This is a genomic window from Enterobacter sp. BRE11 (assembly GCF_031844285.1).
In the GTDB taxonomy this organism is placed as follows: Bacteria; Pseudomonadota; Gammaproteobacteria; order Enterobacterales; family Enterobacteriaceae; genus Pantoea.
In genome coordinates, this window is record NZ_JAUZUX010000023.1 from 17,538 (window position 1) to 35,511 (window position 17,974).

At 60.2% G+C, this 17,974-nt stretch carries 18 protein-coding genes and 1 riboswitch; of the genes, 11 read left to right on the forward strand and 7 right to left on the reverse strand.

All coding sequences use genetic code 11. From position 1 onward, the window contains the following. Positions 1–2 precede the first annotated feature (2 nt). Together Q9R34_RS19920 and Q9R34_RS19925 are read right to left on the reverse strand one after the other, a co-directional pair. Positions 3–752 carry a DeoR family transcriptional regulator gene (locus Q9R34_RS19920; protein WP_485896039.1) on the reverse strand — a complete coding sequence of 250 codons (750 nt, stop codon included), beginning with the start codon at positions 750–752 and terminating at the stop codon, positions 3–5. Positions 753–827: 75 nt separating this feature from the next. Next, complete coding sequence (locus tag Q9R34_RS19925; RefSeq protein ID WP_485896041.1) at positions 828–2,090, reverse strand: DUF1479 domain-containing protein; 1,263 nt, start codon at positions 2,088–2,090, stop codon at positions 828–830. A gap of 244 nt (positions 2,091–2,334) precedes the next feature. On the opposite strand from Q9R34_RS19925, the gene Q9R34_RS19930 reads away from it, so the two are divergent. Next, the gene (locus Q9R34_RS19930) at positions 2,335–3,156 is read left to right on the forward strand and encodes a Cof-type HAD-IIB family hydrolase (RefSeq protein WP_485896043.1); all 822 of its coding nucleotides are present in this window, start codon (positions 2,335–2,337) and stop codon (positions 3,154–3,156) included. Between the two features lie 33 nt (positions 3,157–3,189). On the opposite strand, the gene Q9R34_RS19935 is transcribed toward Q9R34_RS19930, so the two are convergent. Then, positions 3,190–3,579 carry a winged helix-turn-helix transcriptional regulator gene (locus tag Q9R34_RS19935; protein ID WP_485896045.1) on the reverse strand — a complete coding sequence of 130 codons (390 nt, stop codon included), beginning with the start codon at positions 3,577–3,579 and terminating at the stop codon, positions 3,190–3,192. Positions 3,580–3,688: 109 nt separating this feature from the next. Between Q9R34_RS19935 and Q9R34_RS19940 the strand changes: the two genes are divergently transcribed. The 3 genes from Q9R34_RS19940 to Q9R34_RS19950 all read left to right on the forward strand — a co-directional run bounded on the left by Q9R34_RS19940 (position 3,689) and on the right by Q9R34_RS19950 (position 7,742). Beyond that, complete coding sequence (locus Q9R34_RS19940) at positions 3,689–4,738, forward strand: NAD(P)-dependent alcohol dehydrogenase (RefSeq protein WP_485896047.1); 1,050 nt, start codon at positions 3,689–3,691, stop codon at positions 4,736–4,738. 439 nt (positions 4,739–5,177) lie between these two features. After that, a complete protein-coding gene (locus Q9R34_RS19945; protein WP_485896049.1) occupies positions 5,178–5,504 on the forward strand; it encodes a gamma-glutamylcyclotransferase family protein in 327 nt (108 codons plus the stop codon). A 258-nt stretch (positions 5,505–5,762) separates the two neighbouring features. Continuing rightward, positions 5,763–7,742 carry an autotransporter outer membrane beta-barrel domain-containing protein gene (locus Q9R34_RS19950; protein WP_434123502.1) on the forward strand — a complete coding sequence of 660 codons (1,980 nt, stop codon included), beginning with the start codon at positions 5,763–5,765 and terminating at the stop codon, positions 7,740–7,742. A gap of 214 nt (positions 7,743–7,956) precedes the next feature. Here the strand turns inward: Q9R34_RS19950 and Q9R34_RS19955 are convergent, their stop codons facing one another. The 4 genes from Q9R34_RS19955 to Q9R34_RS19970 form a co-directional block, all read right to left on the reverse strand. After that, a complete protein-coding gene (locus Q9R34_RS19955) occupies positions 7,957–8,124 on the reverse strand; it encodes a con-10 family general stress protein (RefSeq protein ID WP_071997418.1) in 168 nt (55 codons plus the stop codon). A gap of 323 nt (positions 8,125–8,447) precedes the next feature. Next, positions 8,448–8,972 (reverse strand): VOC family protein, encoded by a 525-nt coding sequence (locus tag Q9R34_RS19960; protein WP_485896052.1) that lies wholly within the window; start codon positions 8,970–8,972, stop codon positions 8,448–8,450. Next, positions 8,972–10,813 carry a glycoside hydrolase family 15 protein gene (locus Q9R34_RS19965; RefSeq protein WP_485896054.1) on the reverse strand — a complete coding sequence of 614 codons (1,842 nt, stop codon included), beginning with the start codon at positions 10,811–10,813 and terminating at the stop codon, positions 8,972–8,974. The genes Q9R34_RS19960 and Q9R34_RS19965 overlap by 1 nt, the downstream gene beginning before the upstream one ends. 84 nt (positions 10,814–10,897) lie before the next feature. Then, a complete protein-coding gene (locus Q9R34_RS19970; RefSeq protein ID WP_434123506.1) occupies positions 10,898–11,791 on the reverse strand; it encodes an SDR family oxidoreductase in 894 nt (297 codons plus the stop codon). 599 nt (positions 11,792–12,390) lie between these two features. Between Q9R34_RS19970 and Q9R34_RS19975 the strand changes: the two genes are divergently transcribed. The 7 genes from Q9R34_RS19975 (at position 12,391) to Q9R34_RS20005 (ending at position 17,966) form a co-directional block, all read left to right on the forward strand. Next, positions 12,391–13,341 (forward strand): DMT family transporter, encoded by a 951-nt coding sequence (locus Q9R34_RS19975; RefSeq protein WP_485896056.1) that lies wholly within the window; start codon positions 12,391–12,393, stop codon positions 13,339–13,341. Positions 13,342–13,382: 41 nt separating this feature from the next. Further along, positions 13,383–13,502, forward strand: a riboswitch (TPP riboswitch). A gap of 140 nt (positions 13,503–13,642) precedes the next feature. Beyond that, a complete protein-coding gene (locus tag Q9R34_RS19980) occupies positions 13,643–14,584 on the forward strand; it encodes an FAD-dependent oxidoreductase (RefSeq protein ID WP_485896058.1) in 942 nt (313 codons plus the stop codon). After that, a complete protein-coding gene (gene thiS, locus Q9R34_RS19985) occupies positions 14,568–14,765 on the forward strand; it encodes a sulfur carrier protein ThiS (protein WP_434123510.1) in 198 nt (65 codons plus the stop codon). Before Q9R34_RS19980 ends, thiS begins: the two co-directional genes overlap by 17 nt. A 3-nt stretch (positions 14,766–14,768) precedes the next feature. Continuing rightward, the gene (locus Q9R34_RS19990) at positions 14,769–15,527 is read left to right on the forward strand and encodes a thiazole synthase (protein ID WP_485896060.1); all 759 of its coding nucleotides are present in this window, start codon (positions 14,769–14,771) and stop codon (positions 15,525–15,527) included. Between the two features lie 12 nt (positions 15,528–15,539). Further along, positions 15,540–16,508 (forward strand): HesA/MoeB/ThiF family protein, encoded by a 969-nt coding sequence (locus Q9R34_RS19995; protein ID WP_485896062.1) that lies wholly within the window; start codon positions 15,540–15,542, stop codon positions 16,506–16,508. Continuing rightward, complete coding sequence (locus Q9R34_RS20000) at positions 16,505–17,239, forward strand: ABC transporter ATP-binding protein (protein ID WP_485896064.1); 735 nt, start codon at positions 16,505–16,507, stop codon at positions 17,237–17,239. The genes Q9R34_RS19995 and Q9R34_RS20000 overlap by 4 nt, the downstream gene beginning before the upstream one ends. Continuing rightward, entirely contained in the window at positions 17,232–17,966 is a 735-nt protein-coding gene (locus tag Q9R34_RS20005) for an ABC transporter permease (protein ID WP_485896066.1), read from the forward strand. The genes Q9R34_RS20000 and Q9R34_RS20005 overlap by 8 nt, the downstream gene beginning before the upstream one ends. The last annotated feature ends 8 nt before the right edge of the window (positions 17,967–17,974 follow it).

Genomic DNA, 17,974 nt, shown 5'->3' on the forward strand with positions numbered 1-17,974 from the left:
AGTCAGTGCGGTGCAATGCGCGTGACCGCGACGCCCTGTTCCTCTAGCTGCGCCAGCGTCTCGGCGCTCAGCCCGCTGTCGGTGATGACCTGCGTAACGCGATAGCCTGACGACAGCGGATAGGGATGGATCTGCCCGAACTTCGAGGCGTCCGTCAGCGCCCAGGTCGGTACACTCTTCGCCAGTACCGCATCAACCACATCGCAGCGCAGCATATTGCGGCCGGTAAAGCCGGTTTCCGCCTGCCAGCCGTCAACGCCGATAAAGGCTTTATGGAAGTGTATTTGCTGAATGCAGTAGCGCGTCAGCGGGCCGACCATCGACTGGCTGCTCTTTTGCAACAGCCCGCCTGGCACGATCACGTCGCACGCCGCGTCTTTCAGCAGGTGCGCGATGAAATGGCTGACGGTAATCACCGTAATGTCGGCGCGATCGGCCAGCAGGCGAGCCAGCAGCGCATTGGTGCTGCCGCCTTCGATAAAGATCGCCTCGCCGGCGTCAATCAGGCCCGCGGCGTGACTGGCGAGCGCCTGTTTGAGTTCATAACGCGTATGCATACGCATGCCAACGTTATCGCTGTCCAGCGCCATCGCGGAGCCATGAACACGGAGCAAGAAATGGTCGCGCTCCAGCAGGTTGAGATCCTTACGGACGGTGACTTCGGAAACGCCGGTCAGCTGGGCCAGTTCGGTGACCGTCACGCTGCCGCGCGTGTTAACAAGTTGAATAATCTGTTGATGACGAGCGTTCATGCGGGCCGTTTAGTGGAAAAGGGTGGCGCCAGTGTAGCAGAGAGAGGCCGCGCAGGGGACGCTGCGCGGCAATGATCAGGCCAGACCGAGTGCGCGGCGGCCGTTGTCGTTGAGATCGTCGAACGTAAAGCGATCGCGCCAGCCTGTTTCGTAATCCTCAGGCGGGAAATCGGCGGGCGACCGGCCGAGCGCCAGCGCTTCGGCGACCGCCTGCGCGCAGGCGCGGTTTTTGGCGCACATCGGCGCGGCGGGAATATACATCACGTTGCCCCAGCCCTGCTGATTTACCACCGGCGCGACGGAATGGATGACGTCGCAGTGCCACCATACCGAATCACCCGCTTCCAGCGGCGGAATCGAGCAGAGGCCGTTAATCAGCAGCGGATGCCACTTCTCGCTGACGGGCAGCACCTTGCCGGGCGCGACGCCGCACAGCTCGTCGTCCGGTACGTCGTCGAGCAGCGGACGCAGCAGAATATAGGCCATCGCCTCCGGCACCGGCACCACATGCAGCAGACCCTGTCCGGCGAGCATATCTGACAGTGCGGTCCAGCCCTGGAAAGTGCGAAACGCGGAGCATTTGGTGGTGTCGGGCACGTCGTACTCATTCACCTCGGTGCGCCACGCTGCGTCCCAGGGATCGTAAGCCTCTATATCGCCACGGAAGACGGCGGCGAACACCTGCTGATAAGCGGGCAGCAGCCAGCGCTCCAGCGCGCCGGAATCAGTGTGCGCGCCCAGCCCTTTCGAGGTGGTGCCCGGCGGACGACGACGGATGCGGTCGGGATAAATAATGCTGACGTCAGGATCGAACCACTGCTTGCCTTGTGAAGAGAAACGCCACAGACGATTCAGGAAAGACTGCACCTGCGCGGTGGCGTCGCTCTGGCGCGCCTGCATCTGCGCCTGCGACCAGTAGATGGGAAAAATTTCCGGACGTGACGCTTCAAGGCTGCCGAAGAAATTATCGCCGGGGCCGCGATACTGCACGTCGAAGTCATTCAGATCGAGATAGTCCAGCAGCGATTGATCCCACGCCAGCGCCTGCTCGCGAGGAAACTGCTGCTTCACCACGACGCAGCCGCGTCGTTTAATGCGCGCCAGGGTTTCATTCGAAACCGCTCCCTGCGCGATAGCGTCCAGCGACACAATCGGCCATGCCGTACCGTATTGATGCTCTTCCTCTTTTGCTTCTGCAATCGCGCTTTCGATGCGCTGGCTGACACGGGCGAAAAGCGCCTCGACATCGCCGATTTGCTCACGAAGCTGCTGTTTAAAGGTGCGAATCGCTACGCTGGTGTCGTCGGGCAACGGCGTAGTCTGTGTGTGTAGGGTCATTTTGGCCTCCGTAGGCTGGTAACTGTTTTTCATTTGTAATAAAATTATGTTTCGTTCGTAAGTTTAAGCAGAGCAGCTATGATTAGGCAACCCCCCGTTTCGTGATCGCCTGCACATGACGTCAGGAAAGCTCCGAAAGCCCTGAACATTCTTATTATTAGAATTCTCATTAATCCACACTGCGGGTAAGCTTTACTCATTGAGTGGGCATCACTAAAACAACAGCCTCAGCAAGGAGATGACAATGGCGGTAAAGATGATCGCGGTGGATATGGATGGCACCTTTCTCGACGACAACAAGGAGTACAACGTTCAGCGCTTTTTACGACAGTACGCGCTGTTGAAAGAGAGAGGCATTCGTTTCGTGGTCGCCAGCGGCAATCAGTACTACCAGCTGCAGCGTTACTTTCCTGAAATTAAGGATGAAATTGCGTTTGTTGCCGAGAACGGCGCCTGGGTTTCAGACAGCAATGAAGAGATTTTTTGTGGCGAGCTGGCGCAATCGCGCGTGCATCAGGTGCTGGACATCCTGGCAAAAGAGCCCGATATCAGCACCGTAGTGTGCGGGCGTAATGGCGCCTACGTTCACTCATCGGTCCCGGATGAGGTAGTCAACCTGCTGTCCAACCATTATGCCCGGCTGGAGAAACGCGACGATCTCTACGCTCTCGACGACACCATCTTTAAATTTTCCCTGAACCTGGCGCATGAAGGCGTCGATGCGCTGCTGGCGCGCCTGCATAATCAACTGGGCGAGATCGAAAACATTATGCATCCGGTCTCCAGCGGCTATGGCTTTATCGATCTGATTATTCCGGGCTGCCACAAAGCGCACGGCATTGCGCTGCTGCAGGAAAAATGGGGCATCAGCGATTGCGAAGTGGTCGCTATCGGCGACAGTGCCAACGATCTGGAGATGCTGCGCCAGGCCTGCTTCAGCTTTGCGATGGCGAACGCCGTGGAGCCGGTGCGCGCCGTGGCGCGTTATAAAACCGAAAGCAATAATGACGACGGCGCGTTAAACGTTATCGCTCGCGTGCTCTCGCGCGAATTTCCCTTCGGATAAGCTTCTGCCGACCCCGCATGCGGTGCCGCGGGGTTACGCCTGCCGCCGCGCTGCCTCGAGATTCTGCTCCATCTCATCCAGCGCGGCCTGATGCTCCAGCCCCCACTGATACATCCGCTCAATCGGTTCGGCAAAGGTTTTACCCAGCGGTGTCAGCGCGTACTCCACCTTAGGCGGCACCACTTCAAACACTTTGCGCGACACCAGCCCGCGCTGCTCCAGCTCACGCAGCGTCTGCACCAGCATTTTTTTGGAAATTCCCTGCAGGCTGCGCTGCAGTTCACCCGTGCGCGCGCGCTGCTCAGGCCAGTGATAAAGGGCGTGCAGCACCATCGTGCTCCACTTTACGGCAAACAGCTCCAGCAGACGCCGCGGCGGTGAATCCGCGAAAAACATCAGCTTTCCATCAATCCAGGCTGGCATGGCAAAATTTCCTTGTGGTCACCAAAAGGTAACTACTACCAATAGCTTCCCCGCCTGTCTATAGTGGGCCGCTTTCTTTGCCGCTTCAGGCAGACATCAGGAGGACACCATGAAAATTAACGCACTGGTCGCTCAGCAGGCGACGCAACCGCTGGCTGTCGGTCAGGTCGAGTTACGCGAACTGCAGCCGGACGACGTTAAAATTGCCATTATCTACTGCGGCGTATGCCATTCCGATCTGCATATGGCGCGCAATGAGTGGGGCGTAAGCCGTTATCCGCTGGTGCCTGGCCATGAAATTGTCGGACGCGTCGAAGCCGCTGGCGCTAACGTCACCCGCTTTAAAGCGGGCGACGTTGTCGGTGTCGGTGTAATGGTTGACGCCTGCGGCCAGTGCCATTTTTGCCAGCAGCAGGAAGAGCAATACTGCGAGACAGGCTTTACGCCCACCTATAACGGAACCGATAAATATACTGGCGCCCCCACTTTCGGCGGCTACGCTCAGCATCTGATTGCCGATCAGCATTTTGTGGTTTCTATTCCGCAGACTCTCGATCTGAAAGCGGTCGCGCCGCTGCTCTGCGCTGGCGTAACCGTCTGGTCGCCGCTGCGTCACCATAAGGTGCAGCCAGGGGACAAAGTTGGCGTAATCGGGCTGGGCGGGCTAGGGCATATGGCGGTGAAGCTGGCCAGCGCGCTGGGCGCAGAGGTGACGCTGTTTACCACCTCGCCGGAAAAGGGTGCCGATGCGCGTCGCCTGGGCGCCAGCCACGTAGTGGTATCGCGCGATGAGCAGCAGATGGCTGCCCGTCAGGCCTCACTGGATATCATTCTCGACTGCGTCGCCGCGCCGCACGATCTTGATCCCTATCTGGCGACCCTGAAAACCAACGGTCAGCTGGTTCTGGTGGGCATTCCCGATCGGCCACACCCGTCGCCGAATGTCACGCCGATGGTTTTCCGCCGACTGAGCATTAGCGGCACCTCTATCGGCAGCATCCGCGAAACGCAGGAGGTGCTCGACTTCTGCGGCCAACACAACATTACCGCCGACGTCGAAATGATCGCGGGTGAAGAGATCGAAAGCGCCTTCGCTCGTATGCTACAGGGCGACGTCAAATATCGCTTCGTTATCGATATGGCGCAGACGCGCTGGTAACAACAAAAGGGGCTGAAGGATAAGCCCCTTGATTTTTAAGCGTTTCAGCCTGAAATCGCCAGCTTTGCCTGGCGCTAACCGTCGATGGGTAGCGCGCTCTCCTTTCTCATCTCTCTACTGATTACAGTGAATGTCTGGTAACTGACAGATGCGATCACATTTCATCCCACAATCGCTCAGGGATTAAACAGATCGGCCTGTTGTTCGCATGTCGGGCAGCTATGCAGGCAGATTGACTGTAATCAGCCGCGCTGTGCTTTCACAGACGCAAACACATTCACTGTAATCAGCAGTGTGGTGCTGACGTCGATGCGACAACATTCACTGTAATCAGTAGCCCAGTCAGACGTCAGATCTGTTCACTGTAACCGGCGCAGAGCATGACATTGCCTGACATCGTCGGTAAAGTCAGGCTTTCGCTTTTAAAAGGAGGTAGTAAATGGAAAAGCTGTTTGTCTACGGCACCTTGTGTCCGGGGCGTTCCAGCGCCCATATTCTGGAAAATATCGGCGGTGACTGGCTGGCGGGGTGGGTGAAGGGCGTACTGCATGAGTCGGGCTGGGGCGCGGCGCTGGGATTCCCGGCTATCCAGCTGGATGCCAAGGGATCGCCTGTACATGGCTATGTTTTTCAGTCAACCAGCCTGGCGCAGCACTGGCCGATGCTGGATGAATTTGAAGCGGGTTACGAACGCGTGCCAGTTACAGTGAACACTGAAAAAGGCGATCTCGTCACTGCCTGGATTTATCAAATCCAGGCCGCCTGAAAAGTCTGTGCCAGCGAGGAGTGCTGGCACAACAACGCGTTACCCTCCGCTTCGTTTTAACCCTTGCCTGACAAAATATTGCCGAAAGAGTGGCAATAGCGCTTTTCTCTGACTAGTTTTTTAATCGTCCTTGTTAACAATTTTTTTACGTTGCATCAGTGATGCGGCGCTTTTCAGGCTGCGCGGGCATCTTCGACCGCGTCTGTCTTTCAACCCTGCGGCCGGGCGAGTGACGCCTGGCGATTTCCGGAGTCGATGATGAAAACCCTTAAAGACGCGCGTTCTCTCGCTGCCCTTGCTGCCCTTGGCGTCTTAATGACGCCGCTGTCGGCGCTGGCGTGGGATAGCCTTACCGTGTTTGGTGACAGCCTGAGCGACAGCGGCAATATCGGCCGTTTTACCTGGGACGGTGCTCGCCATCCGCTCTATGATGAGATTCTGGCTGCACATCTGGGGCAGGACCTACAGCGCTCGAGGCTGGGCGGCAGCAACTATGCGCAGGGTGGCGCAGTATCACGGCCGCAACTCGATCCCCGGCTCAATACTGAAGACCAGCTCGCCGGCTACCTGAGCTCGACCGGCGGACGCGCCGACAGCAACGGACTTTATATCCACTGGATCGGCGCTAACGACGTTGCCGCCGCCGTCACCAATCCTGCTACCGCGACCAATACGCTCAGCACCAGCGCGGCAGCGGCGACGGCGCAGGTGAAGACCTTGCTGGATGCTGGCGCAGGCGCGGTGATTGTGCCGACCGTCCCGCAGCTGGGCGAAACCCCCTATATGATCCAGACGGTGTTACGCGCGCTGGGGCCCGCCTCCAGCGCGGCCACAACTGCCGCCTTTCAGTCCCTCGCAGGCACCGCCACGCCCGATGTCGCCTCGCGCCAGCAGGCGGTACGCAACGCCTTCACCCAGGCGGCGGCTCAGGTGACCGCCGTGCCAGCCCAGCGCGACGCGCTGGCGCAACTGCTTTATCGCGCCTGGGAGGCACTGAGCACGCAGGTTTCGGCGCTGACGGCGGGCTATAACCAGCAGGAGGAGCAGGGGCTGGCGACGCTTAACGGCAATATTGTACGCGTCGATATTGCCGGGCTGTTTAACGAGGTGATCGCCGATCCGACCCGCTACGGCCTGACCAATACCATCGGCATTGCCTGCCCGGTCGGCACCGCAGCGGATGAATGCGCCTCTACCGACGCCGGCTTCTCCAGCGCCCAGGCCTATCTGTTTGCTGACCGTTTGCACCCCAGCCCCGACGTACATGCGATGATGGCGGACTATATTCAGTCGATTCTCGACGCGCCCGCGCAGGTCGCGGCCCTCTCCCAGGCGCCGCAAACCCTGGCGCGCGATATGCAAAGCACGCTGGACGGGCACCTGCAACAGCAGCGGCATCAGACGAGCAGTGCGGGCGATCTGTCAGTATTCGGCGGCTATGCTGGCCAGCATGTGGACTACAAAGGCGATGCCTGGTACAACGGCGACGCCACCACCGCCAGCTTTACGCTGGGGCTCGGCTATCAGCTTACTGATAGCTGGCAGACTGGGGTGATCTTCTCGAATACCAATCAGCGGCAGACGCCTTCCTCGCGCTACGACTACCGACTGCGCGGCAATCTGTTGGCGCTTTACAGCCAGCTTGAACTGGGCGATCAGGCATGGATTAACGCCGATCTGCACTATGCCGACCTGGATTTTGACGATATCCAGCGCGACATAAAAATCGGTCCGGCCACCCGGACCGAGCAGGGGAACACCGGCGGCAAGCTGCTGGGCATGCGCGTGCAAACCGGCTGGGACCTGCCGCTGAGCGAGCATCTTACAACCGGCCCCATCGCCAGCTATGCGCTCGATTATGGCCGTATCGGCGGCTACCGCGAAGAGGGCAACAGCAGTACGTCAATGCGCTACGGTGACCAGACCAGCCATTCGCAAATCGGCGCCATCGGCTGGCGCATCGACAGCCATCAGTGGCCGGTTAATCCCTGGGCTCAGGTGAGCTACAACCATCAGTTTGGCGATACTGACTCCACCGTAACCGCCGGCCTGAAGTCAACCCGCACCGCTTTCAGCCGAACCACAGGCGCACGCGACAGCAACTGGCTGGACGCCGCCGTCGGCGCCAACGTTCCGCTGGGCGAAACGGTCAATGCTTTTGCCGGCGTATCGGCAGTTGGCGGCAATCGCGATGCGCATCAAATCGGCTGGAATATCGGCGTAAACGCCACCTTTTAATCATAATGGGCCAGTCTTGACGGCTGGCTCTGATTAACGGGTGTAGCGCCTGTGCGGGGTAATTAATGAAGAAGTGCGGCGGTTTAGTGTGCGGGCAGAAAAAAATATGCGCCAGGTTTTGCAACCCGGCGCAGTGACTGGCGGCTTAAGTTCAGCGATGTCCTGTTTTCACATCGCTTTTCACACCGCCGAACCCTAGTGGGGGGACAGGTGCTCAGGAGCCCCGGCGGCTGTTCTGCCCGCCTTTTTTACCCGCTTCGGACGCTTTTTCACGGTCATTCTTAAAGTTGCCGCCGCTGTGCTGTCCGCCTTTACGACCAGCTTCTGACGCTCTTTCACGATTTTCAGCAAAGTTACCTGATCCGCCTCGATGTTGAGCCATAATGGGTCCTCTTCATGAGTGAGAAATAACACAGCCGGTTTGCAAAGCTGTGTGCGTCTTACAGCCTTAAGATTAGAAGCCCTGTTTTATTCCGCAAGCGCTGCGGCGAGGCGATAAATGGCAGGTTAAATAACAGAGTAATTAATCTGGCTGGCAGAAGCGGCTGGAAATAAAAGAGAATATATGTGAAGTTGTATGCGAATAATAAGGGTGTACAGGTTTAAGCTGCCGTAAAAAATATACATTAATTTGCGACTGCCAGTGATTCAGAATAGTCCTAGCAGGGTGGGGCAGCCGCGCCGAAGCGCGGTCTGTTACAGCAGTTATTCGGCGGGCAGCCAGCGCGTCTGGGTCGCTTCGCTGTCGTAGTCCAGCGGCGAGGGCAGAGCGATTAGCTCGATAAGTACGCCAAACGGCGTCAGGCAGAACCAGGTCTGATTGCCTGCGCCTTCCTCCTGCGCAAAGCAGTCGTTTGGGCCGTCGTAAAAGCGCGCGCCGTGCGCCTTCAGTTTTTCTGCGGTCGCGTTGATATCCTCTACGAGAATAGAGAAATGGTTAACGCCAGGCTGACCAATATTCGCTAAATCGTCAGCAATTCCCGGATCGAGCTGAAACAGCTCCACGTTACAGCCGTTGCCCAGGCGTAACATTGACAGCCCAACCACGCTCAGCTGCGACGGAAAGCCGTTAACCGGACGCATCTGGTCGCCGCTGATACGCTGCTCGCTCTGTTGCCAGGGCACGATGCGATAGAGAATGGACGCGTCGAGCGCCTTTATAAAGAAATTTTCCGCCTGCTCAATATTGCTGACGGTGATGCCAATATGCTCAATGCCTCTGATCGCCATCAGGCTTCTCCTTTGGTGTTCTGATTACGTTGATGACAGGTTAGCGCCTGCGCAGCACAGATCAGGGCCAGGTGGCTGAGGCCCTGTGGCAGGTTGCCGCGCCACTCGTTGCTGCGCACATCAAACATTTCATTAAAGATCTCAACGTTGCCGCTGTCGCACAGCGTCTCCAGGATCTCCTCCATGCAGGCGCGTGCCTTGTCGATTTCGCCCATTGAGGCCCAGGCCTCTGCCAGCCAGAACGAGCAGGCAATAAAGGTGCTCTCTTCCTCTTCCACGCCGCTGTAGCGGTACAGCATGGCGCGCCCCTGGCCTAGCTCGCGCTGGATCGCCGCATAGGTTGAACGCATACGCGCCGGGTTGACCGCGTTGCCGTAGTGATGCACCAGCGCCAGCGATGCATCCAGCCGATCTTCGCTGCCGACGTAAAACAGATAGGCCTGCTTGCTCTCTGACCAGCAGTGTGTTTCTATCCAGTCGCGGATGCGGTCGCGCTCACGCGCCCAGCGCGCCATCCAGGTGGGTTCGATATGGCGCGCCTCGGCCATGACGACCGCGCGATCCAGCGCCAGCCAGCACGCCATTTTCGAATGGGTATAGTGCTGTTCATCGGGCAGCTCCCAGATGCCTGAATCCTTCAGACGCCAGCGGTCGGCGCAGTGGTTCGCCAGCTGGCCCAACAGGCGCGAGGTGCCCAGATCCAGCACGTGGCCCGCTTCGATAAACAGCTGCGCCGTGGCGAGCATATCGCCATACATGCTTAGCTGGCGCTGGTCGCGTGCGTTATTGCCGACGCGTACCGGCTGCGAATCTTTGTAGCCGCGCAGCGCTGGATAACGCTCCGGCGGTACGATATCGCCCTCCAGCGTATAGCAGGTGCGCAGCTCAATGCCGTGGCGCAGAATGGTCTGCGACAGCCATGAGAAAGCCGCCTTGCAGTCCTCCAGTGCGCCAAGATAGACGAAAGATTTAATAATCAGGCAGGCGTCGCGCACCCAGGCGTAGCGATAGTCGTAATTCTTTTCTCCGCCGATGCCTTCCGGCAGCGAGGTGGTGGCCGCTGCAGCCAGCGCGCCAGTGGGGGAGTACCACAGAAACTTCAGCGACAGCGCCGAGCGTTTTACGTGGACTTTGTACTCGCCCTCGTAGCTCAGGCTTTTACACCAGTCCTGCCAGGCAGTATGGCTGGTTTCAATACGGGTATCGATGGCGTCGAGATCGGGCACCGCCAGCGGTTCGCGCTGGGTAATCAGCAGCGCCACCAGCGAGCGAGAATCCGGCTGCGTGGTCAGTTCGGCGATCACCTCTTCGTCATCCATATGGGTGATCTTCACGTCGTCGCTGGTGCGCAGCATCGCCATGATATCGCCGATATGAAACACATTGCCCTGCGTAGTCTCGCCCATCCAGGGCGATCGCGTTTCCGCCACAGTGCCGAAACGCAAATGCAGTTTAAGCGTTACGCTGCCGCGCACCCCTTCTACGCGACGTGCCAGTTCGCTCCACGGCAGCCGCCCCGCCAGCGTGCTGTTGAGCGATTCGGTCAGGCGCACTTCCCCTTCGTCAGTGGAGAAACAGGTTTCCAGCACATTGCTCTCTTCGCGATAGTGGCGCTGCACGCGCCAGGGCTTAACGGGCGTCAGCGAAAAAAAGCCGCCGATAGCCGGGTCGAGCAAGCGGTCAAACAGCGGCGGCGAATCCAGGTTTGGGGCACACCACCAGTCGATGGCGCCATCGGGCGCAATTAACGCAACGGAGCGCCCTTCGCCAATGGCAGCGTAGTCGCCGAGGCCAGCAAATCCCTCCTCGCGAATGGGCGAGGCGTAATCACCATTTTTCATCAGAAGCATCCTTGTCTGAAACGCATTCTCTACAGACGAAAAAACTGGCCGCACAGGGCGGCCAGTTTGACAAAAAGCAGGGGGTTACAGCGTGCCGGTGCCGCCGTCGGAGCACCATACCTGACCAGAGGTGTAGCTGCTTTCGACCGAGGCGAGGGTCACATAGAGCGGCGCGATTTCAACCGGCTGGCCGGGGCGGCCCAGCGGCGCGCTGGCACCGAACTCTTTCACTTTTTCCTGCGGCTGACCGCCGGAAACCTGCAGCGGCGTCCAGTAAGGACCGGGCGCCACCGCGTTTACGCGGATGCCTTCTTTGCCCAGCTGCTGTGCCATGGTTTTGGTGAAGGCGACGATACAGGCTTTGGTTTGCGCATAATCGAGCAAAATTTCGCTAGGCTGATAAGCCTGTACGGACGAGGTATTGATAATGGATGCGCCGCGTGGCAGATAATCCACCGCCGCTTTGGTGATCCAGAACATCGCGTAGACGTTGGTTTTGAACGTGGCGTCAAAGTCTTCGGTGGAGAGGGTACGGATCGACTCATTAAACTGCTGACGGCCTGCGTTGTTGACCAGAATATCCAGTCCGCCGAGCTTTTCAACAGCCTGTTTTACCAGTGACTGGCAAAAGGCTTCGTCGCGAATGTCGCCCGGGATCGCCACGGCTTTACGGCCTTCCGCTTCAATCAGCTGAATCACTTCCGCCGCATCGGACTCTTCTTCTGGCAGATAGTTAATGGCCACGTCGGCGCCTTCACGGGCATAGGCGATAGCCACAGCGCGGCCGATGCCCGAATCACCGCCGGTGATCAGCGCCTTACGGCCGGTCAGGCGGCCCGTACCACGGTACGTTGTTTCCCCGTGGTCTGGAACCGGCTCCATTTTGCTGGCAAGACCAGGCACGGGTTGTTTCTGCCCTGGGAAAGAGGGTGTCGGAAATTCAACCGGGACGAGAGTTTTGTCGTTTTGATTACTCATGCTTAGCTCCTTGCACATCGTTTTCGGATAATAATAAGCCTGGCACATATGTGAAGTTTGTCACATTAAATTTCGCGAAAGATTATTAAATCCACCTGTTGAGAGATCAGCATTAATAATAAGACGCCTTTTTGCTTTTCAGGGTGGGCCGCACAATTTTTTTTGCCAGAGATATTTAAATGCCGGTTTAATAAACAGTTTATATAATCCACGCTTATCTGATTTGCTCGAGCTGTATTAATAATGTTTTTATGTATAAATTATTTATTATCAGTAGGTTAATTTATATTGCTGGCGTTTACGTTGCGCTTTTATATCATTTTATCCTGGTCTGATTTTGTTTGCGTTGGCGCTTTGAACGATGCTTAGCGCACTTCTTGTCAGGGCAAAAAATATATTTATCCTCGCCAGGCAAGACGGGAAATAACGCTCTTTATCGCCCGCAGCGAAACAGCGAAAAAACCAGGCGCATATTTATGCTGTCCGGCCGCTTCATAAAGGCAGAATACGCTGTATTTACTGAGGTTTCCCCCCGCTCGCGCCGTGCGTCTGGGTTACTCTGAACGCTCTTTTCTGCAACAGGCAATAAGGAGCGCCACGTGAGCGCGTCGACGGGAATTTCACTCAAAATTATGGCGACACTTAGCTCGACGCTGATGCTTGCCTGCGTAAAAGGTCTGGAGGGTGCGTTTCCGGTGGGAGAAGTAATCTTCTTTCGTTCGCTGGTGGGCATCATGCCGCTGCTGGTATGGCTAACCTTTCAGGGCGGCATTATTCAGAACATTAAAACCCGCAACGTGAAAGGGCACATCGGTCGCGGCCTGGCGGGCACCTTCAGCATGTACCTCAGCTATCTGTCGCTGATTTATATCTCTCTGACCGACGCCACCGCAATTAACTACGCCGCGCCGCTATTCACCGTGCTGCTGGCGGCCTTAGTGCTGCGCGAAAAGGTGCGGCTGAATCGCTGGCTGTCAGTCGCGGCCGGTTTCGTGGGGATCGTCATTATGCTCTCCGGCCACCTGTCGCTCAGCGGCGCGCCCAGGCTAACGGTCGCCAGCCTGGCCTCTTCCGTCGGCGTCTTGCTGGCGCTACTCTCTGCGCTCTGCACCGCAGGCGCGCTGATTCAGATCCGCTACCTCAGCGGTAAAGAGAAGCCGGGCGCAATCGCCTTCTGGTTTACCGCCATGACGGGCGCGACCTCGCTGCTGACGCTGCCGTTTGGCTGGCGCGTGCCGCAGGGAGAGCAGCTGCTTCTGCTGCTGGGGTGCGGCCTGTGCGGCGGCCTGACGCAAATTTTGCTGACGCTGAGCCTGCGCTACGCCGACGCCTCGCTGCTCGCCCCGTTCGATTACAGCTCACTGCTTTGGTCGGTGATTATCGGCCTGGTTTTCCTCGGCACCCTGCCGGAGAAACTCACCCTGATTGGGGCCAGCCTGGTGGCGTTCGCCGGCATTTATGCGGTTTTAAGCGAGCGACGTCAGCGGCGTCGGGCTGCGGCATCGGCGCTGACCGCCCGCCGCGACACCGCCGATTTAACGCCTGATTAACACACTCTGCTTGACGTCGGGCAGGCAGTTGCCCTACAACTAATGGCCGTCGGGGGAGTCTCGCCAGAGAGACTGAGAGGCTAATAGCGCAGCGCGCGGTTTAGCGACCCTTTGAACCTGACCCAGTTGATACTGGCGTAGGAAGACTCGTATCTCATTGTTTTTCACCTCGTTGAGATGCCTGCCGCGCGAGCCTGCTCACCGCTCACGCTTTTTCCCTTCACGTATCACGGGTCGTCAACATCGAGGCCTGCGTGAACATGACTCTTTTTCAAACCGTTTTCTCTGCCGGGTGCGCGCTATGAGCCGCTGGTCGGTGCTCGGCAGCGGCGTCGCTGGCTTATGCGTCGCGACGCTGCTGGCTGAACAGGGCGAGACGCCAGAGGTGATCCTCAGCGACGAGACGCCCGCGTCGCACTGGGCGGGCGGCATGCTGGCGCCCTTTTGCGAAGGGGAGAGCGCGCCTGAACAGGTTATTGAGCTGGGGCAGCACGCCGCCGGCTGGTGGGCGCAGCGGGTCGATGGCGTCGCACGTCAGGGCACGCTGGTGGTGGCTGCGCCGCGCGACACGGCGGAGCTGACGCGCTTCGCGCATATGACGCGGCAGCACCAGTGGCGCGATCCCGCGCAGCTTGAGCCTGAACTGGCAGGGCGCTTTGCGCGCGGCCTGTTTTTTCCCGACGAAGCGCACCTTGATCCGCGCGACGCCCTGCGCCAGCTGCGGGCCAGCCTGGAAACGCGCGGCGTGGCTTTTCACCGCGGCAAACCCGGCGGCAAGGTGATCGACTGTCGCGGCATTCACGCCGCCCCTAGCCAGCCCGACCTGCGCGCGGTGCGCGGCGAAATGCTGATCCTGCAGTGCGATGAACTCCATTTCTCCCGTCCGGTGCGGCTGCTGCATCCCCGCTTTCCCTGCTATCTGGTGCCGCGCGCCCGTGGCCGCTTTATGCTCGGCGCCACCATGGTCGAGAGCGACGACGCCAGCCCGATCAGCGCTCGCGCCATGATGGAGCTGCTCAGCGCCGCCTGGAGTATCCATCCGGCGCTGGCCGAAGCGCGCATTGTCGAGAGCGGCACGGGGCGGCGTCCCGCCTATCGCCACAACCTGCCGGAAGTGCGCTATCAAGACGGCGTTTTTTCTCTTAACGGCATGTACCGTCACGGTTTTTTGCTCGCGCCCGCCATGGCGCAGCAGCTTATGCAACTGCTTAGTCAGGAGTCGAATGATGCAAATCGAACTTAACGGTCAGAGAGTGGAAACCGAGGCGACGACCGTCGCCGCGCTGCTGCAGGAGCGGCAGATCGACGCCGCCTGCGTGGCCAGCGCCTATAACGGCCAGTTTTTGCCGCGCGCGCAGTATGAGAGCCAGCGGCTGGAGGCGGGATGCCGCCTGGAAGTGCTGTCGCCGATGCAGGGAGGCTGAACCATGTTTTACGGCTTTGTTCCCCGTTCGCGTTTTTTGCTCGGCACCGCGGGCTATCCGTCGCCCGCTATTCTGCACGAGGCGATCTGCGCCGCGGAGGCGGAGATCATCACCGTCAGCCTGCGGCGTGAGGGCAGTCAGGGCGGCGCATTTCGCGAGCTGCTCAGCCAGCTCAACCGCCGCGTGCTCCCCAACACGGCCGGCTGCCACAGCGTGAAAGAGGCGGTGACCACGGCGCATATGGCGCGCGAACTCTTCGACACATCCTGGATAAAGCTGGAGGTGATCGGCAACGCCGACACGCTGCAGCCCGATCCCTTTGCGCTGGTCGAGGCGGCGCGCATTCTCTGCGCTGACGGTTTCCAGGTCTTTCCCTATACCACCGAGGATCTCATCGTCGGTGAAAAACTGCTGGAGGCGGGCTGCGAAGTGCTGATGCCCTGGGGCGCGCCCATCGGCTCTGGCCAGGGGCTGCGCAATATCGACGGGCTGCGCAGCTTCCGCGCCTGGTTCAAGGGGGTGCCGCTGGTGATTGACGCCGGTATCGGCGCGCCGAGCCAGGCGGCGCAGGCGATGGAGATGGGGTTCGACGCCATTCTGCTCAACACCGCCGTTGCCAAAGCGCAGGATCCGGCAGCGATGGCGGGCGCCTTCGCAAGCGCGATTCGCGCGGGGCAGCAGGCGCATCAGGCGGGCCTGATGGAGCGGCGCGATATGGCCGCCGCGTCGACGCCGGTATTTGGCCTGGCAGAGTTCAGCTAACGGGAAAACCTAATGAATCGTTATCAGCGGCAGCAGATGCTGCCGGAAATCGGCGAAGCAGGACAGCAGCGGCTGCGCGCCGCGCGCGTGCTGGTGGTCGGCGCGGGCGGGCTGGGATCGACGCTGCTGCCGCTGCTGGCAGGCGCGGGCGTCGGCTATCTGCGTATCTGGGACGCTGACCAGGTAGCGCTGCATAATCTGCATCGCCAGACGCTTTACACGGAGGAGGATGTCGGCCAGCCGAAGGCGGTTTGCGCCGCGCGCGCACTGGCCGCCCGCAACCGCGACTGCGTTACCGAGGCGCGGCAGCAGGCGTTGCGCGCCAGTACGGTCGAGCAGGCACTGTTGCAGGTGGATCTGGCGATTGACGCTGCGGACAGCTTTGCTGTGACCTATACGCTCTCTGACGCCTGCCGGCCGCGCAATATCCCGTTGATCAGCGCCTCGGTGCTGGGGCGGCAGGGCTATGTTGGCGGTTTTTGCGGCGGGGCGCCGGGCTATCGCGCCCTGTTTCCCCGGCTGCCCGCCTCCGCTGGCAGCTGCGACACCGCCGGTGTGATGGGACCGGCGGTAGCGACGCTGGGCGCGATGCAGGCGCAGATGGCCCTCAGCGTGCTGCTGGGGCATAGTCCGTCACCGCTCGGCAGCGTAATAAATTGTGACTTCAGCCAGTGGCACTTTCGCGCCTTTCGCTTTGATGACGCGCAGGAGCCGACGCAACCCGCCATTCCCTTTATCGATCGCGAACTGCTGCGTGCCGACGACTGTATCGTTGAGCTGCGCAGCCTGGCGGAAGCGCCGCACAGCGTGGCGGCGCAGGTGGATCGCCTGCTGCCCGACGCGATCGCCGCGTGGCAGCCGCCTGCCGATCGGCGCGTGGTGCTGGTCTGCGCCAGCGGCATTCGCGCGGCGAAAGCGGCTGCCGCGCTGGCGCAGCGTGGCGTCGAGCGGCTGGCGATTATCGCGGCGAACCAGCTATGAGCCCGGTATCGCACGGCCCCGATATTCTCTTCGACGACGTGACCTTCGGCTGGAAGAGCGCCCCCCTCTGCGCGCGCTTCAGCCTGCGGCTGCGCGGTGGCAAAACCAGCGCGCTGCTGGGGCGCAGCGGCGCGGGCAAGAGCACGCTGCTGCGGCTGGCGGCGGGGCTCTCAACGCCGCAGCAGGGGCGCGTCAGCAGCTCGCTTCCCGGTGCGCTGTCGCGGCAAATCGCCTGGATGGGCCAGCGTGACGATCTCTATCCCTGGCTGTCGGTGCGCGACAACGTCATGCTCAGCGCGCGGCTCAGCGGCCAGCGGCCTGATAGCCAGCGCGCGGAGGCGCTGCTGACGCAGGTTGAGCTTGCCGGACTGGGGGATGCGCGGCCCGATTCGCTCTCCGGCGGCATGCGGCAGCGCGTGGCGCTGGCGCGCACGCTCTATCAGGACCGCCCGGTGGTGCTGATGGATGAGCCGTTCGCCGCCCTCGACGTTATGACGCGGCTGCGGCTACAGAGCCTGACCGCCGAACTGCTGCGCGGCAAAACGCTGCTGCTGGTTACGCACGATCCGCTCGAGGCGTGCCGCCTGGCGCATGATATCTATCTGCTGGAGGATGCGCCGCTGCACGTCCGCAACATGCCGACGCCCGAGGGCGAGGTGCCGCGTGCGGCGCAGGCTGAGGCAATCCTGCAGGCGCAGAGCCAGCTTTTCCAGGTGCTCAGTCATGATTAAGCGCCTGTTAAGTTTTGCCTGGCTGATGGCGATTGTCGGCGGCGCGTGGCAGCTGGCGCGCTATAGCGGCGTGCCCGCTTTTCTGTTGCCCTCTCCAGCGGCGGTAGGGCAGGCGCTGCTGCAACAGCACGCCCTGCTGATCCACCACGCCTGCTACACGCTCGGCGAGATCGCGCTGGCGCTGCTGCTGGGCGGCGGTGCTGGCGTCACGCTGGCGATAGCGATGGCTGCAAGTCCGCTGCTGCGCCGCCTGCTGTTTCCGTTGGTCGCCGCCAGTCAGACGATTCCCGTGTTCGCGCTGGCGCCGCTGCTGGTGCTGTGGCTCGGCTTCGGCGTCGCCTCAAAAGTGGCGGTCGCGGCGCTGATCGTCTTTTTTCCGCTCTGCCTGTCGCTGTTCGACGGGCTCTGCCGCACGCCGCCCGGCTGGCTGGAGCTGGCGCAGACCATGAACCGCTCGCGGCTGCGGCTGTTCCTGCATGTGCGCTGGCCCGCCGCGCTGCCGCATTTTTTTTCTGGTCTGCAAATGGCGGCGATTCTTGCGCCGGTCGGCGTGGTGATCGGCGAATGGGTCGGTGCCAGTGAGGGGCTCGGCTATTTGATGATGCACGCCAACGCGCGGCTGGAAACGCCGCTCAGTTTCGCTGCGCTGGCGCTGTTAATGCTGCTGGCGCTGCTGTTATCAGGCGGCGTCGCACTGCTGCGCCGTCGCTTTCTCTACTCTGCATAAGGAATAAT